This window comes from Micromonospora lupini, from assembly GCF_026342015.1.
Classification (GTDB): Bacteria; Actinomycetota; Actinomycetes; order Mycobacteriales; family Micromonosporaceae; genus Micromonospora; species Micromonospora lupini_B.
Genome location: NZ_JAPENL010000002.1, coordinates 1,410,169 through 1,433,933, shown reverse-complemented (window position 1 = coordinate 1,433,933; position 23,765 = coordinate 1,410,169). Strand labels below are relative to the sequence as shown.

General features: G+C 72.7%; 23 protein-coding genes. 11 read left to right on the top strand and 12 right to left on the bottom strand.

Features of this window, described 5'->3' with window-relative positions; genetic code table 11:
• Positions 1–204: 204 nt before the first annotated feature.
• The gene (locus OOJ91_RS21495; protein WP_266247588.1) at positions 205–939 is read left to right on the top strand and encodes a hypothetical protein; all 735 of its coding nucleotides are present in this window, start codon (positions 205–207) and stop codon (positions 937–939) included.
• Positions 940–1,096: 157 nt separating this feature from the next.
• Here the strand turns inward: OOJ91_RS21495 and OOJ91_RS21490 are convergent, their stop codons facing one another.
• From OOJ91_RS21490 to OOJ91_RS21475, 4 genes are all read right to left on the bottom strand, one after another.
• On the bottom strand, positions 1,097–2,434 hold the full coding sequence (locus OOJ91_RS21490) for an acetyl-CoA carboxylase biotin carboxylase subunit (RefSeq protein ID WP_266247585.1): 1,338 nt from the start codon (positions 2,432–2,434) through the stop codon (positions 1,097–1,099).
• 97 nt (positions 2,435–2,531) lie between these two features.
• Complete coding sequence (locus OOJ91_RS21485) at positions 2,532–3,131, bottom strand: TetR/AcrR family transcriptional regulator (RefSeq protein ID WP_007454080.1); 600 nt, start codon at positions 3,129–3,131, stop codon at positions 2,532–2,534.
• Positions 3,132–3,246: 115 nt separating this feature from the next.
• Positions 3,247–6,132, bottom strand: a complete 2,886-nt coding sequence (locus OOJ91_RS21480) for a hypothetical protein (protein ID WP_266247584.1) — start codon at positions 6,130–6,132, stop codon at positions 3,247–3,249.
• 2 nt (positions 6,133–6,134) lie between these two features.
• Entirely contained in the window at positions 6,135–7,922 is a 1,788-nt protein-coding gene (locus OOJ91_RS21475; RefSeq protein ID WP_266249792.1) for an HSP90 family protein, read from the bottom strand.
• A 121-nt stretch (positions 7,923–8,043) separates the two neighbouring features.
• Here OOJ91_RS21475 and OOJ91_RS21470 point away from each other — a divergent pair, with 121 nt between their 5' ends.
• The gene (locus tag OOJ91_RS21470; RefSeq protein WP_266247583.1) at positions 8,044–9,303 is read left to right on the top strand and encodes an MFS transporter; all 1,260 of its coding nucleotides are present in this window, start codon (positions 8,044–8,046) and stop codon (positions 9,301–9,303) included.
• A gap of 5 nt (positions 9,304–9,308) precedes the next feature.
• On the opposite strand, the gene OOJ91_RS21465 is transcribed toward OOJ91_RS21470, so the two are convergent.
• Complete coding sequence (locus OOJ91_RS21465; protein ID WP_266247580.1) at positions 9,309–10,466, bottom strand: FAD-dependent oxidoreductase; 1,158 nt, start codon at positions 10,464–10,466, stop codon at positions 9,309–9,311.
• Between the two features lie 107 nt (positions 10,467–10,573).
• On the opposite strand from OOJ91_RS21465, the gene OOJ91_RS21460 reads away from it, so the two are divergent.
• The 3 genes from OOJ91_RS21460 to OOJ91_RS21450 all read left to right on the top strand — a co-directional run bounded on the left by OOJ91_RS21460 (position 10,574) and on the right by OOJ91_RS21450 (position 12,947).
• The gene (locus OOJ91_RS21460) at positions 10,574–11,155 is read left to right on the top strand and encodes a TetR/AcrR family transcriptional regulator (RefSeq protein WP_266247578.1); all 582 of its coding nucleotides are present in this window, start codon (positions 10,574–10,576) and stop codon (positions 11,153–11,155) included.
• A gap of 68 nt (positions 11,156–11,223) precedes the next feature.
• On the top strand, positions 11,224–11,769 hold the full coding sequence (locus tag OOJ91_RS21455; RefSeq protein ID WP_266247575.1) for a SigE family RNA polymerase sigma factor: 546 nt from the start codon (positions 11,224–11,226) through the stop codon (positions 11,767–11,769).
• Positions 11,766–12,947 (top strand): hypothetical protein, encoded by a 1,182-nt coding sequence (locus tag OOJ91_RS21450; protein ID WP_266247572.1) that lies wholly within the window; start codon positions 11,766–11,768, stop codon positions 12,945–12,947. Before OOJ91_RS21455 ends, OOJ91_RS21450 begins: the two co-directional genes overlap by 4 nt.
• A gap of 36 nt (positions 12,948–12,983) precedes the next feature.
• Here OOJ91_RS21450 and OOJ91_RS21445 read toward each other — a convergent pair whose 3' ends face one another.
• The 3 genes from OOJ91_RS21445 to OOJ91_RS21435 all read right to left on the bottom strand — a co-directional run bounded on the left by OOJ91_RS21445 (position 12,984) and on the right by OOJ91_RS21435 (position 15,397).
• Positions 12,984–13,886 carry a sulfurtransferase gene (locus tag OOJ91_RS21445; protein WP_266247570.1) on the bottom strand — a complete coding sequence of 301 codons (903 nt, stop codon included), beginning with the start codon at positions 13,884–13,886 and terminating at the stop codon, positions 12,984–12,986.
• Between the two features lie 294 nt (positions 13,887–14,180).
• Positions 14,181–14,627, bottom strand: a complete 447-nt coding sequence (locus OOJ91_RS21440; protein ID WP_266247569.1) for a hypothetical protein — start codon at positions 14,625–14,627, stop codon at positions 14,181–14,183.
• Between the two features lie 2 nt (positions 14,628–14,629).
• Positions 14,630–15,397, bottom strand: a complete 768-nt coding sequence (locus OOJ91_RS21435; RefSeq protein ID WP_266247567.1) for an SGNH/GDSL hydrolase family protein — start codon at positions 15,395–15,397, stop codon at positions 14,630–14,632.
• Positions 15,398–15,758: 361 nt separating this feature from the next.
• Between OOJ91_RS21435 and OOJ91_RS21430 the strand changes: the two genes are divergently transcribed.
• The 6 genes from OOJ91_RS21430 (at position 15,759) to OOJ91_RS21405 (ending at position 21,340) form a co-directional block, all read left to right on the top strand.
• Positions 15,759–16,808 (top strand): transporter substrate-binding domain-containing protein, encoded by a 1,050-nt coding sequence (locus OOJ91_RS21430; protein WP_266247566.1) that lies wholly within the window; start codon positions 15,759–15,761, stop codon positions 16,806–16,808.
• Positions 16,694–17,899, top strand: a complete 1,206-nt coding sequence (locus tag OOJ91_RS21425) for a hypothetical protein (protein WP_266249791.1) — start codon at positions 16,694–16,696, stop codon at positions 17,897–17,899. Before OOJ91_RS21430 ends, OOJ91_RS21425 begins: the two co-directional genes overlap by 115 nt.
• 79 nt (positions 17,900–17,978) lie before the next feature.
• Positions 17,979–19,748: a proline--tRNA ligase gene (locus tag OOJ91_RS21420; RefSeq protein ID WP_266247565.1), complete on the top strand. Its 1,770-nt coding sequence runs from the start codon at positions 17,979–17,981 to the stop codon at positions 19,746–19,748.
• Between the two features lie 56 nt (positions 19,749–19,804).
• Entirely contained in the window at positions 19,805–20,230 is a 426-nt protein-coding gene (locus OOJ91_RS21415) for a CBS domain-containing protein (protein WP_124816146.1), read from the top strand.
• Positions 20,231–20,255: 25 nt separating this feature from the next.
• Positions 20,256–20,684 carry a SufE family protein gene (locus OOJ91_RS21410; RefSeq protein WP_266247564.1) on the top strand — a complete coding sequence of 143 codons (429 nt, stop codon included), beginning with the start codon at positions 20,256–20,258 and terminating at the stop codon, positions 20,682–20,684.
• Between the two features lie 20 nt (positions 20,685–20,704).
• A complete protein-coding gene (locus tag OOJ91_RS21405; RefSeq protein ID WP_266247563.1) occupies positions 20,705–21,340 on the top strand; it encodes a DsbA family oxidoreductase in 636 nt (211 codons plus the stop codon).
• A 53-nt stretch (positions 21,341–21,393) separates the two neighbouring features.
• Here OOJ91_RS21405 and OOJ91_RS21400 read toward each other — a convergent pair whose 3' ends face one another.
• The 4 genes from OOJ91_RS21400 to OOJ91_RS21385 form a co-directional block, all read right to left on the bottom strand.
• A complete protein-coding gene (locus OOJ91_RS21400) occupies positions 21,394–21,942 on the bottom strand; it encodes a YbaK/EbsC family protein (RefSeq protein ID WP_266249789.1) in 549 nt (182 codons plus the stop codon).
• An 83-nt stretch (positions 21,943–22,025) separates the two neighbouring features.
• Positions 22,026–22,220, bottom strand: coding sequence for a hypothetical protein (locus tag OOJ91_RS21395; protein ID WP_266247562.1), 195 nt, complete (start codon positions 22,218–22,220; stop codon positions 22,026–22,028).
• 37 nt (positions 22,221–22,257) lie between these two features.
• A complete protein-coding gene (locus tag OOJ91_RS21390; RefSeq protein ID WP_266247560.1) occupies positions 22,258–23,037 on the bottom strand; it encodes an SDR family oxidoreductase in 780 nt (259 codons plus the stop codon).
• A gap of 64 nt (positions 23,038–23,101) precedes the next feature.
• Positions 23,102–23,755 carry a GAP family protein gene (locus tag OOJ91_RS21385; protein ID WP_266247559.1) on the bottom strand — a complete coding sequence of 218 codons (654 nt, stop codon included), beginning with the start codon at positions 23,753–23,755 and terminating at the stop codon, positions 23,102–23,104.
• Between the last annotated feature and the right edge of the window lie 10 nt (positions 23,756–23,765).

Sequence of the window (23,765 nt, the reverse complement as noted above, 5' to 3'; positions counted from 1 at the left end):
GGTACAAATGTTGATCCGGCGCCATGTGAGCTTGGAAGGACCGCGTGGCGCGGTTTGCGGGGACGCCATGACCACTGGATTGAAAGGAACGATGTGAACGCCGAGGCTCCTGTGCCACTCTCAGCAGAACTCACCCGAAGACACCGACTGGTTCCGCGATCGACGCTCGAAGCGCAATACCGTCAGCGCTATCACAACCCCGCCGTGTCGGCGTACGCGCTGGCGGTCCGCGACATCGTGGAGACCTGCCCCGAGATCGGGCCGATCGACACCTGGCAGAGACTGGCGGACCGGATCTACACGCCCCAGTCCGATCCCGACCGAGCAAGTCGGAGCAGGAAACAGTCCCGTCTGCGCAAGAAGCTGTCGCGACACTTCACCGCCGAGAGCAAGGGGCCACCCTGGCAGACGGTGATGCTCGTGGTGAAGCACGCGCTGCCGCCGGAGCTCCGACGGCAGTGGCTTGTCGACCTCGCCGAGTTGTACGAGCGGGCCCGCGGCGAGAGGCCGCCGAACGGCGTTCGCGACGAACGCGCCGAGGACCGGACCGAGCTGCGGGACGGCCGCGATCTCGAACGGTGCCTGCGCCAGAAGATCGCCGACCTGGAACGAGAGTGCCTCGACCTCCGGGTGGAGGTCAGCGAGTTGCGGGCCGCCCAGACGGCCCAGCCCCTCGGCCCCGCGTCGGACGATCTACCTCGACAGCGCGAACCGTTGGGTGGCTCGTCGACCCCGACGCCGAACACCAGGCACTTCCCGCCCAGCCAGGCCAGGGCCGGTGGTCCGGCCCAGAGCCACTACCGGGCACCGCGACTGGACACGGCCTCCCCCGGCCTACCCGGGCAGAACAGGGGAGAGCTGCCCCGCCTGCTCGACCAGCCCTGGCACCCCCGCCAGCAACCCCTCGACACCCCCCACAACCTGCGCCAACAGCCGTAAAAAACCGGGCCTGCCCTCCGGCCTGCCCTCCGGCCTGCCCTCCGGCCTGCTCTCGGTGATCAAGAGGTTTGCGTCATCCGGGACCGGAATCCTGACGCAAATCTCTTGATCACCGAGAGCGGGGGCGGGGGGGCGGGGGGCGGGGGGCGGGGGGGGGTTAGCGCATGCGGGAGACGATGCCGGTGTCGTAGGTGCCGGTGAGGAACTCGTCGTTCTCCAGCAGCTCGGCGAAGAAGGGGAGGTTGTTCTTCGGGCCTTCGATCTGGAACTCGGCGACCGCCGTCCTCGCCCGCTCGATCGCCTGCTCGCGGGTGTCGCCGCTGAGGATCAGCTTGGCCATCAGGCTGTCGTAGAACGGGGTGACCGTGTTGCCGCCGGTGTAGCCGGAATCCACCCGGACCCCCGCGCCCGTGGGCTCCACCCAGGTCCGCACCACGCCGGGACCGGGCAGGAAGCGCTTCGGGTCCTCGGCGTTGATCCGCAGCTCGATGGCGTGCCCGCTCGGCGCGAGCGCGTCCGGGTCGAACGTCGGGGCGAGGCCGGCGGCCACCCGCAACTGCTCCTCCACCAGGTCGACGCCGTAGACGTACTCGGTCACCGGGTGCTCCACCTGCAGCCGCGTGTTCATCTCCAGAAAGAAGAACTCGTCGGACGTCGGATCCAACAGGCACTCCACAGTGCCCGCGTTGCGATAGCCGACCGCCTCGCCGGCCCGTACCGCCGCGGCCAGGAGGCGTGCGCGCAGCTCCGGCGAGACCGCCGGGGACGGCGACTCCTCGACCAGCTTCTGGTTGCGCCGCTGCACCGAGCACTCCCGCTCGCCGAGCGCCACCACCCGACCGTCGGCCAGGCCGAGGATCTGCACCTCGACGTGGCGTACCCGGGGGAAGTACCGCTCGATCAACACCGAACCGTCGCCGAACATCCGCTCGGCGAACGCGCGCACCTTGTCGTACTCGATGCGCAGCGCGGCCTCGTCGACCGCCACGCCCATGCCCATGCCCCCGCCACCGGCGGCGGCCTTGACCATGACCGGGTAGCCGATCTCCGCGGCGGCGGCGACCGCCGCGTCCAGGTCGGCGGCCGGGTCGGTCGTGCCGGGCGCGACCGGGACGCCGGCCGCGGCCATCAGGTTCCGGGCATTGATCTTGTCGCCCATCGCGGTGATCGCGTCCGCGCCGGGTCCGACCCAGATCAGCCCGCTCGCCTCGACGGTACGGGCGAACTCGGCGTTCTCCGACAGGAAGCCGTAGCCGGGGTGGATGGCCTGCGCGCCTGTCGACTTCGCGGCGGCGAGGATCGCCTCGACGTTGCGGTAGCTCTGCGCCGGGTTCGGCGGGCCGATGAGGACGGCCTCGTCGGCCTCGGCGACGAAGGGCAGGTCGGCGTCCGCCTCCGAGTACACAGCAATCGCGCGGATGCCGAGCCGCTTGGCGGTCCGGATGACCCGGCGGGCGATCTCGCCGCGATTGGCAACCAGCAGTGACTCGATCATGTTTTCTCCCGGCGTCCGGATGTTGGGACGATGCCAGGGAACCACGACCGACCCACCCCTGACGAGCCGGGGTTCAGGCGAGCAGCGCGGCCGGGGCTCAGGCGAGCAGCGCGGCCAGGGTCGCGCCGCGCAGCAGCTCGGCGCGACGCCGACGGTCCACCTCGCCACCGAGGAACGGGGTCGAGTTCATCAGGCCGAACGCGGCGTGCGCCAACACCCGCGCCTCCCCGTCGGGCATGCCCGGGTGCAGCGCGGTAAGCACCGTCACCCACTCCTCGACGTACATCCGCTGCAGGCGGCGGATCCGTCGTCGCGGCTCCTCCGGCAGGCGGTCCAGCTCGTGCAGGTGCAGGGCGATCACCGCAGGGTTGGCAAGCGCGAACTCGACGTGGAAGTCGATAAGCGACTCCAGTACGCCGCGCGGGTCGTCCGGATGCCCGGCGGCGCGTTCCCGGCCGCCGGCCAACAACCCCTCGCTGACCGGGATCAGCGCGGCGGCAAGCATCGCCTCCTTGCCGGCGAAGTGGTGGTAGAGCGCCGGGCCGGTCACCCCTGCTGCCGCACCGATGTCGTCCATCGACACGCCGTGATAGCCGCGGGCGGCGAACAGACCGACCGCGATCTCCAGGATCTCGTCCTTGCGGGACCGGCGTCGGCCCGCACCCGCCGCACCCCGTGCCTGCTGCTCCACCGTCACCGGGCAAGCGTAGACCGCGAGCAGACCGCGGTGGGGCGGCGGTTACCGCTCGGTTGCGCACGCCACGCCGCCGGCCGGCGGCCGCTCGGGCGGGGGCGACCGGCCGGCGCGGAGGTCACTCGTCCGGGTCGAGGTCGTGCTCAGCGCGCAGCGCGGCGGCCTCCGTGGGTCGATCCAGCAGGTCCAGGGCGCGGGCCAGCAGCCAGGCCGTCTGACGGACCGGCCGCGAACCCGCCGGGAGCCCCCCGAGTACGCGGCGCAGCAGCGGCTCCGCCTCGGCCGGCCGATCCAGGCGCAGCAGCAGCTCACCGACGAGGACCTCGACCTGGGCCGCCTCACCGAACGCCTCGATCGACCGCAGCCGGCCGGGCACTCCGGCGAGCCGGGCCAGCGCCTCGTCCGGCCGCTCCTCCCCGACCAACACCCGCGCACCGGCCTCGGCCGCCATCGCCAGCTCGTACGTCACAGGCGGCTCCTGCTCCGGCTGCGCGGCGATCACGGCCGCCAGCCCGTCCAGCAGCTCGACGGCGCGTACCGCCGCCGGCCGGTCGTCGCCCCAGAACCAGGCGTACGCCTCGCGCCGACGGGCACGTAGCTCGTCCAAGGGCAGGTCGGCGAGCCGATACGCCGTAGCGGCCGCGGCGAACCGCTCGGCGGCCTTCGTGTCCCGGTCGGCGTCGTAGAGGATCCCGCCGGCCTCCTCCAGCACCTGGGCCCGGTGTGGGAGGTTGTCCGGGCCGTCCAGGTTTGTGGACAACTGCTCCAGCAGGGCCAGCGCCGGATCGATCTCGCCGAGTCCGGCGTACACACCCGCGAGCAGGTGCCGGCAGCGGTCGGCCTCCGCCTGGGCGCCCAGCCGGTCCAGGCCGAGCACGGCCTCCTCGGCGACCTCGGCCGCCTCGGCGAGCCGGCCCACCACCCGGTACGCGTTCGCCAGCTCCCAGCGCAGGAACGCGTCCCCCTCGGCGCCACGCTCCACGCAGAGCGTCACCGCCTCGACGAAATCGTCGACCGCGTCGGCGGCCCGGCCGGCGGAGAGCAGCACCCGGGCGCGCGCGACCCGGACCGGCAGCTCCGCGTCCGGCGGTGCCACCCGCAGCGCCTCGTCACAGGCGGCCACCGCCTCCACCGGATCGTCGACGGTCCGCGCGCAGGCCAGGCAGGCCGCGGTGACCAACTCGTCGATGCCCAGCTCCCGGCCGATCCGGCGAGCCTCCTCGGCGGCGGCGCGGGCCTCGTCGACGCGGTCGGACTGCTCGAAGAGGTGTGCCCGGTGCAGGGCGATCCGAGCCGCCAGGTGCTCGTCGCCACCCGCGTCCGCCGGTGCCCGGTCCAGCGCCGCGAGGGCTTCCGCCCACCGTTGCTGGTGCAGCAGCGCCAATGCCAGTCGGTCGTGCCCGGCGGCCCGCTGTCGTACGTCCCCGAGCCGGTCCAGCACCTCGGCGGCCTCCCGGACCAGCGTGAGCCCCTCCTCGGCGTGCTCGTCGGCCCGGGTCAGCAGCACACCGAGCCGCCCGGCTACCACCTGGGCGAGCACCTCCTCACCCGCCGAGCGGTACAGGTCCAGCGCCGCCCGGTTAAGCTCGACAGCACCCTCGATGTCGTCCTCGTCGCCGCGCTCGGCGGCCCGCAGCGCCAGCCGGTGCGCGACCGTACGCGTCGGCAGGTCGGCGGCGCCGAACCGGTCGTCGCACGCGGCCAGCGCCGCCTGGAACGTGGCCCGGTCGTGTCGGCCCCAGCTCTCCTCGGCGAGGGTCAGCAACTCGTCCGCGTCCGCGTCGGCGGGCACGGTCACTGTGGACGCCTCGGCCCGCTCCCGGCCCCGCTTGTCGGCGGGCCCCGGCGTGCCCGCGGGGAGCGGAAGGGTCGGCTCGTCCCCGGCCGACCGGGCCGGACGGCGACGGACGCTCGCGGAGAGCGGCAGGTGCTCGCCGCTGGGCCGTACGGCGAGCCGGCGGGCGATCCACTCGGACTGGTGGGCGGTGCCGTTGCGGGCGTCGAAGCGGGCTGCCAGCCCGGTCGCGGTGTCGGCCAACTCGTCGGCAAGGGTCGGCGCGGGCACCTCGGCGGCCTGTCGACCCTCGGCGGCCCGGCGGTACACGGTCGCCGCACCCGCCTGACGCAGCGCGGCGGCGGCGGTCGCCGCGAAGTGCATGGCGGCGGCCGGCGACGGCGGCCGGTCCAGCCAGTCGAGGTGCCGCTCGACCAGCTCGACAGCCCGCGCCTCGTTGCCGGTGAGCGTGCAGAACTCGATGTGGTCGCCGATGTCCCACAGGTCGGCGAGGTTGCCGCGCAGCTTGCGGTACGCCTCCCGGTGCGCGTCGCGCGCCGAGGAACCCCGGCCGGTACGCAGATAGGGCAGCAGGAGCGCCGTGAGGATCGCCTGCGGCTGCTCGGTGCAGGTCAGCCTGCCGGCGAGCACCGGCTCGGCGAGCGCCACCGCCTCGGCGTCCCGCCCGGTGTCGGCGAGGTAGCCCACCTGGCTCGTCGGGTCACAGCCGGCGCAGTCGGACAACTCGTCGCGGGGCGTGGTCTGCCACAGCCGGTACCAGTGTGCGGCGGCATCGGCGTCGCCCACGTGGTCGGCGACCCGGAACCGGTGCTTGTGGACGGTCTGCAGGCTGTGCCCGCCGGCCCGGTAACGCCGTTCCATGTCGTCGAGCACCGCGTACGTGCGGTCCAGTGGCACCTCGGGGAACTTCAGCAGACCCGACACCATGTACTTGAAGTGCCACAGCAACTGGTGCAGGTGGCGCTGGTGGTAGGGCTGCGGGTCGCGGTCGAACTCGGACAGGCACCAGGAGAAGGTCACGAACGACTTCGCCGGCTCGCCGCCGTAGACGTACCCGGTGGTGGCCTGCATCCGGGTGACGAAGGCGAGGTGCCTGTCGTCGGCGGCGTCCACCCGGCGCAGTAGCTGCTCCAGTGCGGCGATCTGCCCCGCCCCGTACGGCATGTCGGCGATGCCACGCAGCACCCGCCACAGGTCCTCGTCGCTCATTGTCACTCCCGTCCCGGCACGGCCCGGCCGAGCAGGCCGAGGAAGGAATCGTTCAGCAGCGCGGCGTCGGCCGCGCGGATCGGATGGTGACCGAGCAGCAGCGCCTGCCCGTACAGCGCCTCGATGGCGAGGCCGACCAGCTCCGCGTCGCCGAGCGACGTGACCCGCCGGACCAGCGGGTTGCGGTGGTTGAGCACCAGTTGCGGGCGGTCCGGTGGGGCGGTGGCGGCGAGCGCGTCGAGCACCCCACCCCACAGCTCGTCGGCGCGGTCACGGCTGGCGGCGAGCTGGTCGTTGAACGCCGCCGACCGGCTGACCAGGTAGAGCGCGGGCAGCGAGACCGGGTCGTACGCCCGGATGACCACCTCGCAGCCGGAACGTTCGACGGCTCGCTGCGCGGCGCTGAGGAACGGCCGCAGCGCCAGCTCCACGTGCGGGTCGAGGGCCTCGAACCGGGTGGTGAGGTCGCTCGGCTCCAGCCGTTCGATGAGCACCGACCGGTCCACCGTCGGCAGTCGCTCGATCAGCTCGGTGTCGTACGTGTAGCCCGCGTTCACCACAGCCAGGTCCTGTGCGGCGGCCACGGCGGCGAGTTGGCGGAACTCGTCGAGGCTCGCCGCGTAGCGGAGCACCCCGTGGTGTTCCCGGAACTCGGCGAGGGTGAGCGTGCCGACGTTGGTGTCCATCGGCCACCACCTGTCCACCAGCCGGAGCATCTCGTCGTCGTGCAGCGCCAGCGCCTTGACGCCGAGGTGGTGCACCTGGAGGAACTCCGCCAGCCGGTGCGGGTCGTGCCGCGCCAACCGGACCAGCCAGCCGCGTACCTGGTCGCCGAGCGCCTCCCGGGTCGCGGTCAGCAGGGTGTCCTCGTAGAGGGCCTCGCGGCTGGCCGTCGGGCGCAGCTCGGTCGCGTCGACCACGCAGTGCGCGAAGAACGCCCAGTCCGGCAGCAGCCCGTCGGCGTTCTCGGTGAGCAGCATCCGCTTGAGGTAGACGCGGTGCCCGGCCCGGGCCGCGGGGTTCACCGGGGTGGGCAGGATGACGGCGACGCCGGTCAGCCCGGCCTCCGGCACGGCCAGCGGCAGCACGTCGAACGGTTCCACGCCGAGCGTCTCCCGGGCGTACCGGATCAGCGCCGCCCGGTCGAGCGGCGCCCCGGGCGCGGTCGACCACGGCGGTTCGCCTGTGGTGGTGACCGTGTCGCCGACCCGGACGGTGACGGGCAGCAGTGAGCCGAAGAGCCGCGCCAGGTCGGTGACTGTCGGGGTGGCGAACCACGTGTCGGCGTCGCGGCGGGGCACCAGCGTGACAGTGGTGCCGGGCTCGGCGCGGGCGGCTTCCGGCGGCGCCACGGTCACGGCGTAACGGCCGTCGGCGTACCCGGTCCACCGGACCGTGGGGTTGTCGCCGTGGCGGGTGAGCACCTGGATCTCGTCGGCCACCAGGAAGCAGGAGAGCAGGCCGATGCCGAACTGGCCGAGGAACTCGTGCCGGGAGAAGCCCAGCTCGTCGCGCTTGGAGCTGCGGCCGATGGTGGCCAACAGCTCGTGCACCTGCGCCTCGGTCAGGCCGACGCCGGTGTCGTGCACCCGCAGGGTGCCGTCGCCGGTGAACTCCGGTGGCTCGATGCGGACCAGCGCCGGCGCGTCCGGCTCGGTCGTACGCCGGGCGGTGATCGCGTCCACGGCGTTCTGGAGCAGCTCACGGACGTAGACCCGTGGGCTCCCGTAGAGGTGATGACTGAGCAGGTCGACCACGCCACGCAGGTCGACCTGGAAGGTGTGGTCCACGCCTGAGTTCTCCCCGGTCCCGATGCCGGCGCCCACCGTACCGATGATCACCGGCTGCCCGCGTCCCCCTTTCGCCCGGCGGCTTGACCCTCGACCCGGTCGAACCGGCACGGTCGGCGTCATGACCTCCTCCGCTCTGGGCCGGGACTTCCGGCTGCTCTGGTCCGCCGCTGTCTCGTCCCGGTTCGGGGACGCGCTGCGTACGCCGGCTCTGGCCCTGCTGGCGGCGACACTGACGCGTGATCCTCGGATCATCGCGGTGGTCACCGTGGCCGGGCAGCTGCCGCCGCTGCTCTTCGGCCTGCTGGGCGGCGTGTACGCGGACCGCTGGGAACGGCGGCGGACGATGGCGGTGGTCGACGGGGCACGCGCGGCGGTGGTGGCGGCGTTGGCGGTGGCTGTCGTCCTCGACCGGGCCGCCGTCGTGACGCTCGTGTCGGCCGCGTTCCTCCTCGCCGCGTTGGGCACCCTCTTCGACTCGGCCTCGTTCGCGCTGCTGCCCACTGTCGTGCCGCCGGCCGCGCTGCCCCGGGCGAACGGGCGGCTCCAGGCGGGGAGCGCGGTGGCCGGCGGTTTCCTCGGCGCACCGGCCGCCGGTGTCCTCTTCGCCACCGCCCCCGCCCTGCCGTTCGCTCTGGATGCCGTCACCTTCGCGGTGGCGGCAGTGCTCGTGCTGGCCCTCACGCCGCCTCCCGCCGTGGGCGCGGGACCGGCGATCCGCCGCGGGTCGGTGTGGAGCGAGATCGTCGAGGGGATGCGCTGGCTGCGCGGGCATCGGACGCTGTGGCGTGTCACCCTGCTGGCCGCCGCGTGCAACCTGGCGATCAGCGGTCTCATGGCGGTGCTCGTGCTCTACGCGCTTGACGTGCTGCGGGTGCCGCCGGCCGGATACGGGCTGTTCGCGGCGGGCGCCATCCTCGGCGGCGTGGTCGGGGCGCTCGGGGCGGGCCGGCTCGCCGCCCGGCTCGGCACGGTGCTCGCGCTGCGGGCGGTGCTCGCGGCGCAGACCGTCGCGCTTGTCGGGTTCGCGCTGGCCCGGCAACCGGTGCCGGGCGGGATCGCGCTGGCCGTCTTCGCCGCCGGCACAGTCGTGTGGAACAGCCTGTCGGCGTCGTACGGGCAGCGACACGTGCCGGGCGGGTTGCTCGGTCGGGTGGGTGCCGCGCAGCGGATGGTCGGTCTGCTCACCGCACCTGTCGGCGCGGCGGTCGCCGGGCTGGCCGCCGCCGCGTACGGGACGGTGCCGGTGGCGGGAGCGGCGGCCGGCACGTTCGCTCTTGTCACGCTTGCGGCGTGGCGGACACTTCGGCCTGTCGCGACCGCCGTCGCGCCCGCCGGCGGCACGGCACCGGCCCAGCGAGAGCGACACCCGTCGCGGTGAACGGCTCAGCCCGCGCTCCGCTCCCGGTGGGACAATCCGGACAGGCGCAGTGCGACCCGCCGACGAGCCGGCGGGACGGCCCCGACCAGCCGTAGCAGCCCGTCGCGGACCGGTCGGCGGGCCGGGGACGCGGTGGCCATCCGGGTCAGCCCGGCGGCGAAGCTCAGCACGTCCTCGGCCATCGGGCGCTGCCGGGCGGTGTAGGCGTCGAGCAGCGCCTCCGGGCCACCGCCGAGCACGTCGGCCAGGACGGTGCCGAGGGCCACGGCGTCGCAGATGCCGAGGTTCATGCCCTGCCCTCCGGCGGGACTGTGCACGTGCCCGGCGTCGCCGGCCAGCAGCACCGGCCCGGACCGGAAGGTGTCGGCGATCCGGTGCCGCACCAGGAACCGCGAACCCCAGAGCACGTCGGTCACCCGGTCGGGTCGCCGCGCGAGGCCGCGCTCGTCCAGCAGCGCCTGGAGGTACGCCGCGTCCGGCTCGGGTGGCGCCGTCGGCACGGCGGCGACCAGCCGGACCACTCCGCCCGGCAGGGGGGCCCAGATCAGCGGCCCGGGGCGGGCGAGGAACAGCGCCGCCTCGTCGCGGGGCAGCACACTGTCGACCCGCACGTCGGCGAGCACGAAGGACTCCTCGTCGTCGGGGCCGGCGAAGCCGATGCCGGCCGCCCTCCGGACCGTGCTGTGCAGGCCGTCCGCGCCGACCACGTACCGGGCGCGCAGGTCCGCGTCGTCGACACGTGCGAGCACCCCGTCGCCGGTGGGGCTCAGGTCGGTCAGCCGGCACGGCCGCCGCACCCGGACGCCGAGGTCGGCCAACTGCCCCGCGAGCACGGCTTCGGTGACCGCCTGGGAGACCAGCAGGGCGTAGGGGAAACGGGACGGCAGCCTGTGGAACGGGACCGACAGCAGCGTCCGGTCCCGGTCGCGGACCGTGAAACGCGGCGCGCGCACCCCCTGGGCCACAAGCGGCGCCGCGACGCCGATCCGGTCCAGCACCTCCAGGGTGTACGCGTGCACGACGGCCGCGCGGGACGTCTGCGGCGGTTCGGCCTGCTGGTCCAGCACTGTCACGTCGACCCCGCGACGGGCCAGCGTCAGTGCGGTGGCGAGGCCTGTGGGGCCGGCACCCACCACCAGGACGTCGGTACTCGTGGGCAGCACGGCCACCTCCGGAACGACTGTTGCCAACGGTCGTTGGCAAACGCTCGTTGGCAACGCTAGAACCGGTGTCGTTGTGTGTCAACAGCCGTTGGCATACGGTCGTTGACATGACCGCGCCCACCCACCCGACCCAGCCCCGCCGCTCGGACGCCACCCGCGCGGCGATCCTGCGAGCCGCCCGCGAGCGGTTCGCCGCCGACGGGTACGAGCGCGCCACGATCCGGGCCATCGCCGCCGACGCCCGGATCGACCCGTCGATGGTCATGCGGTACTACGGCAGCAAGGAGGGTCTGTTCGCGGCGGCGGCCGAGTTCGACCTCCGCCTGCCCGACCTGGCCGCCGTGTCGCCCGGTCAGCTCGGCGAGGTGCTGGTCCGGCACTTCCTCACCCGGTGGGAGGGCGACGAGACGCTCGTGGCGCTGCTGCGGGCCGCCAGCACCAACCCGGGGGCGACCGAGCGCATGCGCGGCATCTTCGCCGACCAGCTCACCGCGGCCGTGGCCGCGTTCGGCAGCGACCCGACGCTGACCGCCCGACGCGCCGGCCTGATCGCCAGCCAGATCCTTGGCCTCGCCTTCACCCGCTACATCGTCAGGCTCCCACCGATGGTGGACATGGCCCCGGAGGAGCTGGTCTCCTGGATCGCACCGACCCTCCAGCGCTATCTGACCGGGCTGCCACAGACCTGACCCAACCTTTTACCCCTGCCCGTGCGTCTGTCGGGTGACGCGCGCCGCGGCGGCCGGAAGGGGTGCGGATGGGATCGACGGCGAACGAAGGCCGCGACGGCTACCTCGCCTTCGTGGAGAGCAACCAGCACCGGCTCCTGCGCTCGGCCTTCCTGATCTGCGGCAACCGGCACCAGGCCGAGGACCTCCTCCAGGACGCCCTCCTGAAGCTGGCGCTGCGCTGGACCTCCGTCCGCGACGGCGATCCCGCCGCCTACGTACGAACCATCCTCTACCGGGACGCGGTGTCGTGGTGGCGTCGGCGGCGACGGGAGTGGCTCAGCCCCACGCCGCCGGAGCAGGCGGCCCCCGATCGTGACGGCGCGCTGCGGCTGACCCTGCACGACGCCCTGGGGCTGCTGCCGCCCCGGCAGCGGGCCGTGCTGGTGCTGCGCTACTACGAGGACCTGACCGAGGTCGCCACGGCGGAGGCGCTCGGGGTGACAGTCGGCACCGTGAAGAGCCAGTGCCACATGGCGCTGCGCCGGCTCCGCGAAGTGGCCCCCGATCTCACCGGCGACGGCCGGTCGACCCGCTCCGGCGACCCGACCACAGGCCTGGAGGTGAACAAGTGAACGAGCAGGACCTACGCCACCTCTTCGCCGTCAGCGTGGAGGACGTGCTGCCCAGCAGGCCCGCGACGGCCGGATGGGACCGGGCGCGGCGCACCCGTCGTACCCGGCGGGCGGTCGGCGCGGCCGTCCTGGCCGTGGTGCTTGTCGGCGGTGCCACGGCGGCCGTCCGCCGGCCGTCGCCCAGTCCACCCCTGAACCACACGGTGGCGCCGACAGTCGTGCCCACCCACGCCGGCCCGGTCCAGCGCCCACCCGCCGAGCTGACCTTTCCCCCCGATCCGCTGAACCGGCTGACCGGCCCGGCGACCGTGCGGCTGTCCGAGCGACCGGTCCAGCGGGCGCTGGCGCTGTTCCAGCCGGTGGACGAGGAGAACCGCGCGGACGGGCCGGTCCGGATCCTCGGCGACGACGGCGTCGTCCGCAGTCTCGACGTGGTGACGCTGGCGCCCACCCGGGACGCCGACGGCAACGAGGCGACAGCCGTGCAACCGGGAGTGTTGTCACCGGACGGTCGCTGGGCCGCCTTCGCGCAGACCAACGAGCTGATCATGATCGACCTCACCACGGCTGGCGTACGCCGGGTTCCGCTCGACGGCTATCTGGAGCTGGTGGTGTGGGCGCACGACCGGGTGCTGGTCGGCGGCGACAACCGGACGTACGCGGTGGAGCGGGACAGCGAGGCAGCGGGGACCATCGACGTGTCGGCAGGCAACGTGGTCACTCCCGACCCGGAGGCCGGCCGCGAGGCGGCGCTCATCGAGCTGATCGGCGAGCGGGGCAGCCTGACGCTGCGCAGCCGGTCCGCCCGCGACGCCGCGATCCGCTCCGAACAGCGGATCACCGACGATGCGCTGCCCTCCCCGTACGAGGTCAACGAGTTCTACGGCCGGGGTTGGCTGCACGGCGGCCGGCTGGCGATGGCCGGCTGGATCACCAACAACGAGATCGACGGCGCCGAGGGGGTGGCCGTGCTGGACTCCCGTACCGGCGCGGTGACCCACCTGCTCGACCTGGGTCGGGACCGCGCCAAGGGCTGCTGCCCGGTGTTGGGCTGGGACAACAAGGGCGCCGTGCTGCTCCGCCTGGAGCCGGCCGCCCTGGCCCGCTGGGACCCGGAGACCGGCGAGATCACCGGAGTCATCAGTGACCTGCGCGGTGTGCTGGTGCTGGCCGGCTGAGCACTCGAACCTCAGCCGGCCATCTTCGGAAGCCGGTCAGGCGGCGATGCCGCCGGGCTGGTCACCCTTCACCACGGGTGCCCGGACCAGGTTGCCCCACTCCGTCCACGAGCCGTCGTAGTTGCGCACCTGCGGGTAGCCGAGCAGGTGCCGCAGCACGAACCAGGTGTGGCTGGACCGCTCACCGATCCGGCAGTACGCGATCACGTCGTCGTCGGGGCTCAGCCCGAGCTGGTCGGCGTAGATCGCCTTCAGCTCGTCGGCGGACTTGAACGTGCCGTCCTCGTTCGCCGCGGACTTCCACGGCTTGCTGACCGCGCCCGGGATGTGCCCGCCACGCAGCGCGCCCTCCTGCGGGTAGTCGGGCATGTGCAGCATCTCGCCCGTGTACTCGCCCGGGGACCGGACGTCGACGAGCGGCCGCCCCACGGCGATGTGCGCCATCACCTGCTCGCGGAACGCCCGCAGCGGCGCGTCGTCGCGCAGCGGCACCGGGTAGTCGGCGCGGGGCCGGGCCGGCTTGTCGCGGGTCACCTCGCGCCCCTCGGCGATCCACTTCTGCCGGCCGCCGTCGAGCAGCCGCACGTCGGCGTGGCCGAAGAGCGAGAACACCCAGAGGGCGTACGCGGCCCACCAGTTGAAGTTGTCGCCGTAGAAGACCACCGTGTCGCCCCGACCGATGCCCTTCGCGGCGCACATCTCGGCGAAGCTCGTCGCGTCGAGGTAGTCCCGGGTGACCTGGTCGTTCAGGTCGAGGTGCCAGTCGACCTTGACAGCGCCGGGGATGTGACCGGATTCGTAGAGCAGGACGTCCTCGTCGGACTCGACCACGACGAGGCCCTCATCGCCCAGGTGCTGGGCCAACCACTCGGTGGTGACCAGCCGCTGCGGGTCGGCGTACGCCTGGAGGCGGGGATCAGGATCGTTCGGCACAGACATGATCCCCAAGGTACGCCGGATCGTCGCCCGCGACCGCTGTAACGGACCCGGCCCACCACCGCGCACGGATGGTGGGCCGGGCCGGCCGTCCCGGTCGACACTCCAGACGGTGAGCGGAGTCAAACCCGCCTTCGTCGGCGCCCAGGTGACCGAGGCGGTGCCGTCGGCCGCCGCAGCCACGGTGCTGGTCACCATCGAAACTCCCTGGCCGCCGCTGGTGCCGCCCTGCTGGTGGACCGTCGCCGAGATCTTTGGTGCCGTGGTCAGTTGGAACGTGGACGTACCACGGTCGGTTCAGGCGCGACGATGCACGATCCGACCGGCGACCACTGTCACCAGGCAGCAGCCGTCGACGCCATGCACCGCGAGGTCGGCCCGCCCGTCCGGACGCAGCGTCGGCGCCTCGGCGGTGGGCAGCACCTGCAGGTCACTCCGGTCGACGGCGGCCCGCAGCGACGGGTCGGCCAGGTGCTCGGTCAGCACCGCCGTCACCCCCTGCCGCAGCAGCGCGTGCACCCGCTCACGTGGGGTGGGCGCCGTCGGCAGCGGGCCGTCGTGCAGCAGGCCCGGACCCAGCACGCCCGGCCATCGGCGTACCCGCACAGCCGCGTACGCCTCGGTCAGCTCGGTCAGCGGACCCACGGCCTCGACCCGGTCGCCCCCGACCAGCACGGCCTGACCCGGCACCGTCTCACCGCCCGGGGTGCGCCGGAGCAGCGGCGCGGTGTGCAGGGTAAGCACGCTCAGTCGACGAGCGGCCCGAGCAGCGGGCGCTTCGCGGTCACCGTGTCGCCGGACGACCGACCGGTCAGCCGCCGCTTCACCCAGGGAGCAAGGTGCTGACCGGCCCACCGCAGGTCGGACGCGCGGGCGGCGAGCCACAGTGACGGCGCCGGGTGCGGCGGGACCATCAGCCACTCCTCGTCGCAGCCCACACCGAGCGCGTTCAGCACCTGCCCGGCGACCCGCCGGTGCCCGGCCGGAGAGAGGTGCAGCCGGTCGGTACTCCAGAGCATCGGGTTGAGGAAGGTGTCGTCGGCGTACAGGTCGACCAGGATGGCGCCGTGCCGCTCGGCGGTCTCACCTACCGCCTTGTTGAGCAGCTCCACCCGGGGAGCCACGAGACGTTGACCGGGCAACCGCGCCATCACGTCCGCGAATCGGAACAGCAGCACGTCCGCGCCACCCGAGCGCAACTGCCGGACGACCTCGTCGAATCGGGAGACCAACGTGGCCGGGTCGAAGGTGCGCCGCAGCACGTCGTTGCCGCCTGCGGCGAAGCTGATCAGATCGGGCCTCATCGCCACCGCGGAGGGCACCTGCTCGGCCACCACGCTGGGGAAGAGCCGTCCCCGGATGGCCAGGTTCGCGTACCTGAAGTCGGGGCCGGCATCGGCGGCGAGGCGGGTCGCCACCAGATCCGCCCAGCCCCGGTAGGTGCCGTCCGGGTACGCGTCGTCCATACCCTCGGTGAAGCTGTCCCCGACCGCGACAAAACTGCGCCAGCGCACCGCGCCTCCCTCACCCGTTGCCTGCGGCGACCAGTCTTCCACCGGAACCACGCCCGACGACGCCCCGATCCGCCGACGTGGCGGATCGCACTTGATCGACACGAGTTCACGGAAATCGCGGTGTCGCGTCGCCTCGAACACCCCGGTTTTAGTGATCTCGTGTGGATCACGTGCGGCAAGTCGTCTATCCGGCTGGTGGCGGAGTGTCGTGGCTCGCATTCAGGCCGCACAATGGGAGGCCGGTCACCGGACCGCTGTGGGGAGGGCCTAGTTGAGTCAGGCAAGCGAGCCGAGCCCCGCCGGGCCGGCCCCGGCGGCACCTCCGTCGCCGCGCACCGCACGGACCCGTCAGATCCGACTCGTGGGGCTCATCGTCGCGCTGGCCGTCCTGGCAGCCGCCCTGGTTCCGATCGTCCTCGCGATGGGCCCGCCGACCCGGGACGAGTTGCTGGAGGACGCCCATCTCAAGGGGAAACAGCAGCTCGTCATCGGCGTGAAGGACGACCAGCCGGGCATCTCGCTGAAGCTGCCGAACAACACCTGGAAGGGCTTCGACGTCGACATCGCGTACATGATCGCGGGGTATCTCGGCTTCGACCACTCCCAGGTGCGGTTCCTGCCGATCGAGAGCGAGGACCGGGCCCGCCGGCAGGCCCGGGACAATGACGGCTTCGTCACCGTCGACCTGGTCATCGCCTCCTACAGCATCAACGCGAAGCGCGAGGAGGAGGGTGCCGTCTTCTCCGCGTCCTACCTGCACACCGAGCAGTCGGTGGTGACCTTGAAGACCTTCAAGGACCAGGTGAGCAGCCTGGAGGATCTGGCCGGTCGGACGGTCTGCTCGCTCACCACCTCGACGTCGATCCAACGGCTCGCCGAGGCCGGCGCGAAGCCTGTGGGCCGCAACCGGATCAGCGAGTGCATCCAGGAGATGTACGACGGCAGGGTGGAGGCGGTCACCACCGACGCGGCGATCCTCGCCGGCTTCGTCACCGGGGACCGGGCGGGTGTCGACGGTCAACGCTTCCCGGTCACGCTGAAGAACGTGAAGCCACTCAAGCACTGGGACATCGGCTCGTCCCCGCGGGAGCGTTGGGGTGTCAACACCGGCCCCAACAAGGCGCTGCGCGACCTGGTCGACCTCGCGCTCTACGAGTCGGCAAACGACGAGAACAACTCGACCTGGGAGAACGCGTACAACGCCAACCTCCGTTGGCAGCAGGAATACAACCTCCCGCAGCCGGTCGCGGAGCAGCAGCAACCCGATCCGAGGAAGGTGGAGGTGCGACAGTGGCCGTGGGAGAGGATCGCGCTACCGCCCCCGGCGTACCCCGGATCACCACCAGCTCCGACAAGACCGGCCGCCCGCGCCGGATGGCGGGGGCGCGGCAGGCGCAACAGTGGCTGCTGACCCTCCTTCCGACCTTCCCCGTCCTGCTCCTGGTGCTGCGACTGTGGCAGCTCAGCCAACAGGACATGTCCACGATGCTGCTGCTGGTCCAGTACGTCAGCCCGCTCGGCCTGCTCAGCGCCCTGCTGATCGCCCTGCTGTGGGCGTTCCCCGTTGTCGTGCTCGCCTTCGGCGTCCTCGGTCGACTGCTCCGGCTCAGTGCTCCGGAACGGTTCGACCCGGAACGGTCACTACTGGCCTCCGGGACGGCACGTACCCCCGGGTGGGTGATCACCGCGGCGGTCGCGCTGGGGGCGCTCACCTGGCAGCTCCGCTTCCTGCCGTCGCTGTTGATGCTCGGGCTCTGGCTGCTCGCGCTGCGCACCCGCTACCTGCATCCTGACCAACCGACCCGGATCCTGCTGGTAAGCGTGGCCCTGCCACTGGCGGCGGCGGTCGTGGCGTACACCGTGCTGGGCCCGGCGATCTGGACGGCGTACCAGGATGACGAGATGGCCACCGCCGCGCTGCTGGCGGTGCCGCCCGCTGCCACCTTCGTGCTCACCGGCCCGATTCCCGGCTGGATCGCCCCGACGCTGACGCACGGTCTGGCGTTCACTGTCGCCGCAGTGCTCCCGGTGGTGATGGGCGCGGTCTTCCTCCGGGTGCCGCTGCTGCCCACCGCCGCGGTCGAGGTGGTTCCGAAGCAGTCGGCCGCGACGGCCCCGGACATCGGGGCCTCGACAGCGCCGGGCGGCCCGGCCTCGCCGGCCCCGGCCGTCACGATCACGGACCGTCCGACCAACGGCGGCACCGCAACCCCGGACGGCCCGCCGTCGGTCGCCGGCGGCCCGGAGGTGGTGCTCGGCGCGCTCATCGCGGTGACCGACACGTCGACGATCGTGCTGGACCGAACCTCCACGGTGCGGTTCCTGCCGAACGTGTGGGTGGAGTCGCAGGTCCTCTGCCCACAGCCGGCTGCGGTTCCGTACAGCCTGGTGTCGGTGCGCGGCTGGCCGGTGGAGGAGACCGCGCTGAACTGGATGATGCCCCGGCGACCGCTGGCGGACCCGGACGTCCGCTGCGAGGGCCGCCTCCCCGGCGTCAGGTGACTCCAGCGGCAACCTGCCGTCGGGCAGGCGCGGCCGAATTGGATCGTCGGGTCGGGACTCGCGGTACTAATCTGCGCGAATGCTGCTACGCATGTCGACCCTGTTGCTACGGACCCTGCGCGAGGATCCGGCCGACGCGGAGGTGCCGAGCCATCGGCTGCTGCTGCGCGCCGGCTACATCCGTCGCGCCGCGCCGGGCGGCTACACGTGGCTGCCGCTGGGCAAGCTGGTGCTGGACCGGATCACCGAGGTCGTGCGTGCCGAGCTGGTCGCGATCGGCGACCAGGAGGTGCACTTCCCGGCGCTGCTGCCCGCCGAGCCCTACCGGACCAGTGGCCGCTGGACGGAGTACGGCGACGACATCTTCACTCTCGCCGACAGGCGCGGCGCGGAGCACCTGCTGGCGCCCACCCACGAGGAGATGGCGGCGCTGCTGGTCAAGGACCTGTTCACCTCGTACCGGGATTTTCCGGTGACGCTGTTCCAGGTGCAGACGAAGTTCCGCGACGAGGCGCGACCCCGGGCCGGCCTGCTGCGCGGCCGGGAGTTCCTGATGAAGGACGCGTACTCGTTCGACCTGGACGAGGCGGGGCTGCGGGACGCGTACGCCCGGCACCGGGCGGCGTACCAGCGGATCTTCGACCGGCTGGGCCTGGACCACACGGTGGTGCACGCGATGTCCGGCGCGATGGGCGGCTCGGCGTCGGAGGAGTTCCTGGCCGCGACCCCGGTCGGTGAGGACACGTTCGTCGGCTGCACCGCCTGCGACTACGCGGCCAACACCGAGGCCGTCGTCACCCGGGCGCCCGCCGCCGGCGACCCCACCGCCGCGCCCCCGGCCGAGGTGCACGACACCCCCGAGACCGCGACGATCGCCAGCCTGGTCGAGGTGGCGAACGCCCGCCGGCTCGGTGACCGGGACGACTGGACCGCCGCCGACACCCTGAAGAACGTCGTGTTGACCGTGCGTCAGCCGGGCGCCGAGCGGGCCGAACTCCTGGTGGTCGGCCTGCCCGGTGACCGGGAGGTCGACCTGAAGCGGCTCGCCGCCGCGCTGGAGCCGGCCCAGGTGGCCGTCTTCGACGAGTGGGCCGAGCATCCGGAGCTGGTGCGCGGGTACATCGGTCCGCAGGTGCTCGGCAAGCTGGGCGTCCGCTACCTGGTCGACCCCCGTGTGGTGACCGGCTCCGCATGGCTGACCGGGGCGAACGAGCCGGGTCGACACGCGACGGGCGTGGTCTGCGGGCGGGACTTCACGCCCGACGGCACCGTGGAGGCGGCCGAGGTGCGCGCGGGCGACAGCTGCCCCGACTGCGGCGACGGCCAGCTGACCATTCGGCGGGGCATCGAGATCGGGCACATCTTCCAGCTCGGTCGCCGGTACACCGACGTGTTCGCTGTCGACGTGCTCGGGCCGGCCGGCAAGCCGGTCCGGCCCACCATGGGCTGCTACGGCATCGGGATCTCCCGGGCGGTCGCGGCCATCGCCGAGCAGCACCACGACGACCGGGGGCTCTGTTGGCCGGCGGCGGTCGCGCCGTGTGACGTACACCTTGTGGTCGCCGGCAAGGGCCCGCAGCTCGACGCGGCGCTGGACCTCGGCGGACGCCTGGCCGCCGCCGGCCTGCGGGTGCTCGTCGACGACCGGACGCACGTCTCGGCCGGGGTGAAGTTCACCGACGCGGAGCTGATCGGCATCCCACGGACCGTCGTGGTCGGCCGCCGACTGGCCGACGGGTACGTGGAACTGCGCGAGCGGGTCGGCGGCGGGCGCGCGGAATTGGCGGTGGACGCTGCGGTGGAGCGGATCGTCGACGAGACACGGCGGGAGCGTGCGAACCTGGTGTAGCCACCGCGTCACGGGGTAGTGCAGTCGGATCGGGTGATACGTCTTCGGAGGATCTCATGACCGGTTACCGGGTCAGCGACGTGATGACCAAGCAGGTCGTGTATCTGCCGGCCGAGACCACCCTGGACGAGGCGGCCAGGGTGATGAAGGAGGCGGACATCGGCGACGTCGTTGTCACCGACGGCGCCACCCTCGCCGGCATGCTCACCGACCGCGACATCGTGGTGCGGGCGGTGGCCGAGAACAGCTCACCTGCGGCCACCACAATCGGTTCGATAGTCACCCGCGAGGTGGTCATGATCGAGCAGCACTGCACGGCGGGTGAGGCTGCGGCGCTCATGCGGGACCGGGGCATCCGCCGGGTGCTGGTCTGCGACAGCGACCGCAAGCTGGTGGGGATCGTCTCGCTCGGTGACCTGGCCATGCAGCTCGACCCGACAAGCGCGTTGAGCGAGATCAGCGAACAGTCGCCGACGGTCTAGGAATCGCCGGCGGTAGCCTCGACGCATGGCTGACATGCCGGCCCGACTGGCCGAGATCGTCGACGAGTTCGCTGCCGCGCCACGCGACCTGGTGCTGGAGATGCTGTTGGAGTACGCCGACGTCATCCCGCCGTTGCCCGCCGACGCCGCCGGGCACGAGGGCATGGAGCAGGTGCCCGAGTGCCAGACCGCGTTCTTCCTGCGCGCCCGGGTGACACCGGACGGGACTGTCGAGACCCTGTTCGACTGCCCGCCGGAGGCACCCACCACCCGGGCCTTCGCCGGGATCCTCGCCGAGGGTCTGGCCGGCGCGAGCGCCGAGGAGGTGCTGGCCGTGCCGGACGACCTCTACCAGCGGATGGGCCTGGCCCAGGCGATCAGCCCACTGCGGGTGCGCGGCGGCACGGCGATCCTGGGTCGGCTCAAGCGGCAGGTCCGGGAACAAGTCGACTGAGTGGGCAGTTGCCACCGATCATGGAGATCGAGATCTACGCCGACGTCGTCTGCCCGTGGTGCTACCTCGGCAAGCGCCGACTCGACGAGGCGCTCGCCCGCTACGACGGCGAGGTGACCGTCCGGTACCGGCCGTTCCAGCTCGATCCGTCGCCGGTGTCCGAGCCCCGCCCGGTCATCGACGCGCTGGCCGAGAAGTTCGGCGGCCCGGAGCGCGCCCGGCAGATGGTCGCGCGGGCGGTCCAGGCCGCGGCGGGGGACGGGCTTCGGCTGGACTACGACAGCGCGGTGGCCGCGAACACCTTCGACGCGCACCGCCTGGTCGCCTACGCCGCCGAGCGCGGCCGGGCGGCCGAGATGGTGGAGGCCCTCTACCAGGCGCACTTCACCGGGGGCGTCGACCTCGGCTCGCGGGAGGCGCTGGCCGCCGTCGCCGGCGGGATCGGCCTGGACGCCGCGGACGCTCGCCGGTTCCTCGACTCGGACGAGCGGACCGCCGAACTCGCCGCCGAGTTGGCCGCCGCCCGCGACCTGGGCATCACGGGCGTCCCGACGTTCGTGCTTGCCGGAAAGTACGCGGTCAGCGGCGCCCAGGAGACGGAGACGCTCCTCGCCGCGCTGGCCGAGGTCGAGCAGCGGGAGGCCGCAGCAGGCTAAGGCATCGACCGAGGCGATGTTTCACGTGCAACGGTATCGATGTCGGTGCCTGGTCAGGCCGGCCTGGCCAGGCCCTCCACCACCTGCGCGCCAGGAAGCGCGCCAAGCGCCGGCCCCGGCAGCGCGATCTTGCTGTGCCGTACACCGGATCCGATGATCACGTGCGGGGTGGCGATCACCCGCGCGTCCACGAGGATCGGCCACTGGGCCGGCAGCCCGATCGGGGTGATGCCGCCGTACTCCATGCCTGTCAACTCGACCGCGTCGGTCATCGGGGCGAAGCTCGCCTTGCGCACGTCAAGCGCCCGCCGGGCCACCCCGTTCACGTCGGCCCGGGTGGTGGCCAGCACGATGCAGGCCGCGTAACGGACCACACCCTCGCGTTTCCCGGCCACCACGACACAGTTGGCCGACACGTCGAGCCCCACCTCGTACGCCTCGCAGAACGCCGCCGTGTCGGCGAGGTCGGCGTCGATCGGCGCGACCAGCACGTCGTCGACGTCCACCGGCGCGTCGGCAGGCCACTGGGCGATGGCCTCCGCCACCGGGGCGGCGAGCAGATCAAGGCGGGCACGGGCCGGTTCGGTCTTCAGCGTTCCCATCACGGGTGCGATCCTCGCACCCGCGCCGCCGGATCGCCCGCCGACTCCCGAGCCGTTCCGCGGCACCACCCCCACGTCGCGGCTCAACTGCCGGCGAGGAACGCGTTGTCGCGCAGGAAGGATTGGTCGCGGGCGGCCGCCAGCTCCTCCTCGCGTCGAGCTCGGGCCCGTTGCAGTTCCAGGTCCTCAAGCGCGTGCCGGACACCCAGCCGGATCACGCCGTAGAGGAAGACGAAACCGAAGACGTAGAGGATCACCGTGGTGACGACAACGAACATGGCGTCACCGTAAGACGAACGTGAACCGGCATCCCTCTCATCTCCGCGCGGTTCCCCCGTACGTGTCCGAGAGATGGTCGGCCCAGGTACGCACACCCCGCGGCAGCGCCTCGGTGACCAGCCCACCGGCGCGCAGCTCGCGGCCGAGCCGGCCGGGAATCCGTACCGGCAGCAGCGGTCGGCGTGACCCCCGCGCGTCCCGCCAGGCACGGACCGCCTCGTCGAAGCGGAGCACCTGTGGCCCACCGAACTCCTCGATTCCCCCGAGCGGGCCGGCGGCCAGCCGGGCCGCGAGCCGGGCGGCCACCTCACCGGGGTCGACCGGCTGGGCGAGCACCGCCCGGTCACCGAGCACCGGGCCCAGCCGCGCGCTTCTCGCCAACAGATCGTCGAGGAACTGGGGGAACTGGGTGGCGCGCAGCACCGACCACGGCACCTGGCCGGCCGCGACCACCTGCTCGGCGGCCAGCTTGTGCCGGTAGTACGGAATCGGCACCCGGTCCACCCCGACGATCGAGATGTAGACCAGGTGCGGGACGCCGGCCGCGGCGGCGGCCACCACCAGTCGACGGGTGCCCAGCACGTCCACCTGGTGCGTACGCGCCCGGGGCGAGGACGCCAGGTGCAGCACCGCGTCCACCCCGGTCACCGCCTCGGCCAGCCCGTCCCCGGTGGCCAGGTCGGCCACGACCCACTCCACGTCCGGGCCGGTACGCGGCCGGCGGCTGCTGGCCCGGACGCTCATCCCGTCGTCGCGCAGCCGCGCCAGCACGTCGCTCCCCAGTCGACCACCCGCCCCGGTGACCAGAACCCTCATCGTCCTCTCCTCCTCCGCGGACCCGTCATGCTGATGACGACCGCGCGACGGCACACGTGACGGCTCACCCCGAGCGGATCAGGTCCAGCACGGTCAGCAGCGCGAAGAACGCGATCACGATCTCGTTGACGATCCAGGAGTGCGCCTCGGCCCACTCCCGCATCCGCGCGAGCACCCGCGCCGCCTTCTGCCCGAGCAGCACCAACGCGAGCAGCGGCACCGCGAGCAGGAGCACGGTGAGCAGCACGAACGGCACCAGGTGCCACCACGGGAGGTCGTGTCGGGCGACTGTCGCGCCCACCGTCGCCATGGTGAGGAGGTCGGTAGGCGTCACCACGAAGAGCAGCGCGCCCGTCCGCGCGGCCCAGCGCGGATCGGCGTGGCTGACGCTGCCCAGCCAGCGTGGCGGCCCGGACCGGTTGCGGCGCAGCCAGACCAGAAGGGCCAGGCTGACCAGCAGCGCGAGCACCACCAGGTCGATTGCCGGACCGCGATCGATCCTGCTGGCGGCCGCGCTGGCGTCGGTCGCCAACCCGCCCAGCAACCGGGTCAGCAACCAGCTCACCGTCACCCCGGCGGCGACGACCAGGCCGGCGCCGGCGAGGAAGCCCAACGACGCGGCCCGCGGCCGGTCGGACGACGCGAGGAAGACCGCCACGACCAGCTGGGTCCCGGCGACCATCACCACGGCCAGCGGCAGGACGGTCAGGAAGTTCATCGCCTGCCAT

What these genes read in the sequence shown, in the direction of transcription:
- OOJ91_RS21490 (WP_266247585.1), bottom strand. Translation starts at nt 2,434, where the DNA reads ATGATCGAGTCACTGCTGGTTGCCAATCGCGGCGAGATCGCCCGCCGG.
- OOJ91_RS21460 (WP_266247578.1), top strand. Translation starts at nt 10,574, where the DNA reads ATGACCGCGCCCACCCACCCGACCCAGCCCCGCCGCTCGGACGCCACC.
- OOJ91_RS21385 (WP_266247559.1), bottom strand. Translation starts at nt 23,755, where the DNA reads ATGAACTTCCTGACCGTCCTGCCGCTGGCCGTGGTGATGGTCGCCGGG.
- OOJ91_RS21410 (WP_266247564.1), top strand. Translation starts at nt 20,256, where the DNA reads ATGGCTGACATGCCGGCCCGACTGGCCGAGATCGTCGACGAGTTCGCT.
- OOJ91_RS21455 (WP_266247575.1), top strand. Translation starts at nt 11,224, where the DNA reads ATGGGATCGACGGCGAACGAAGGCCGCGACGGCTACCTCGCCTTCGTG.
- OOJ91_RS21400 (WP_266249789.1), bottom strand. Translation starts at nt 21,942, where the DNA reads ATGGGAACGCTGAAGACCGAACCGGCCCGTGCCCGCCTTGATCTGCTC.
- OOJ91_RS21480 (WP_266247584.1), bottom strand. Translation starts at nt 6,132, where the DNA reads ATGAGCGACGAGGACCTGTGGCGGGTGCTGCGTGGCATCGCCGACATG.
- OOJ91_RS21395 (WP_266247562.1), bottom strand. Translation starts at nt 22,220, where the DNA reads ATGTTCGTTGTCGTCACCACGGTGATCCTCTACGTCTTCGGTTTCGTC.
- OOJ91_RS21445 (WP_266247570.1), bottom strand. Translation starts at nt 13,886, where the DNA reads ATGTCTGTGCCGAACGATCCTGATCCCCGCCTCCAGGCGTACGCCGAC.
- OOJ91_RS21420 (WP_266247565.1), top strand. Translation starts at nt 17,979, where the DNA reads ATGCTGCTACGCATGTCGACCCTGTTGCTACGGACCCTGCGCGAGGAT.
- OOJ91_RS21405 (WP_266247563.1), top strand. Translation starts at nt 20,705, where the DNA reads ATGGAGATCGAGATCTACGCCGACGTCGTCTGCCCGTGGTGCTACCTC.
- OOJ91_RS21470 (WP_266247583.1), top strand. Translation starts at nt 8,044, where the DNA reads ATGACCTCCTCCGCTCTGGGCCGGGACTTCCGGCTGCTCTGGTCCGCC.
- OOJ91_RS21415 (WP_124816146.1), top strand. Translation starts at nt 19,805, where the DNA reads ATGACCGGTTACCGGGTCAGCGACGTGATGACCAAGCAGGTCGTGTAT.
- OOJ91_RS21390 (WP_266247560.1), bottom strand. Translation starts at nt 23,037, where the DNA reads ATGAGGGTTCTGGTCACCGGGGCGGGTGGTCGACTGGGGAGCGACGTG.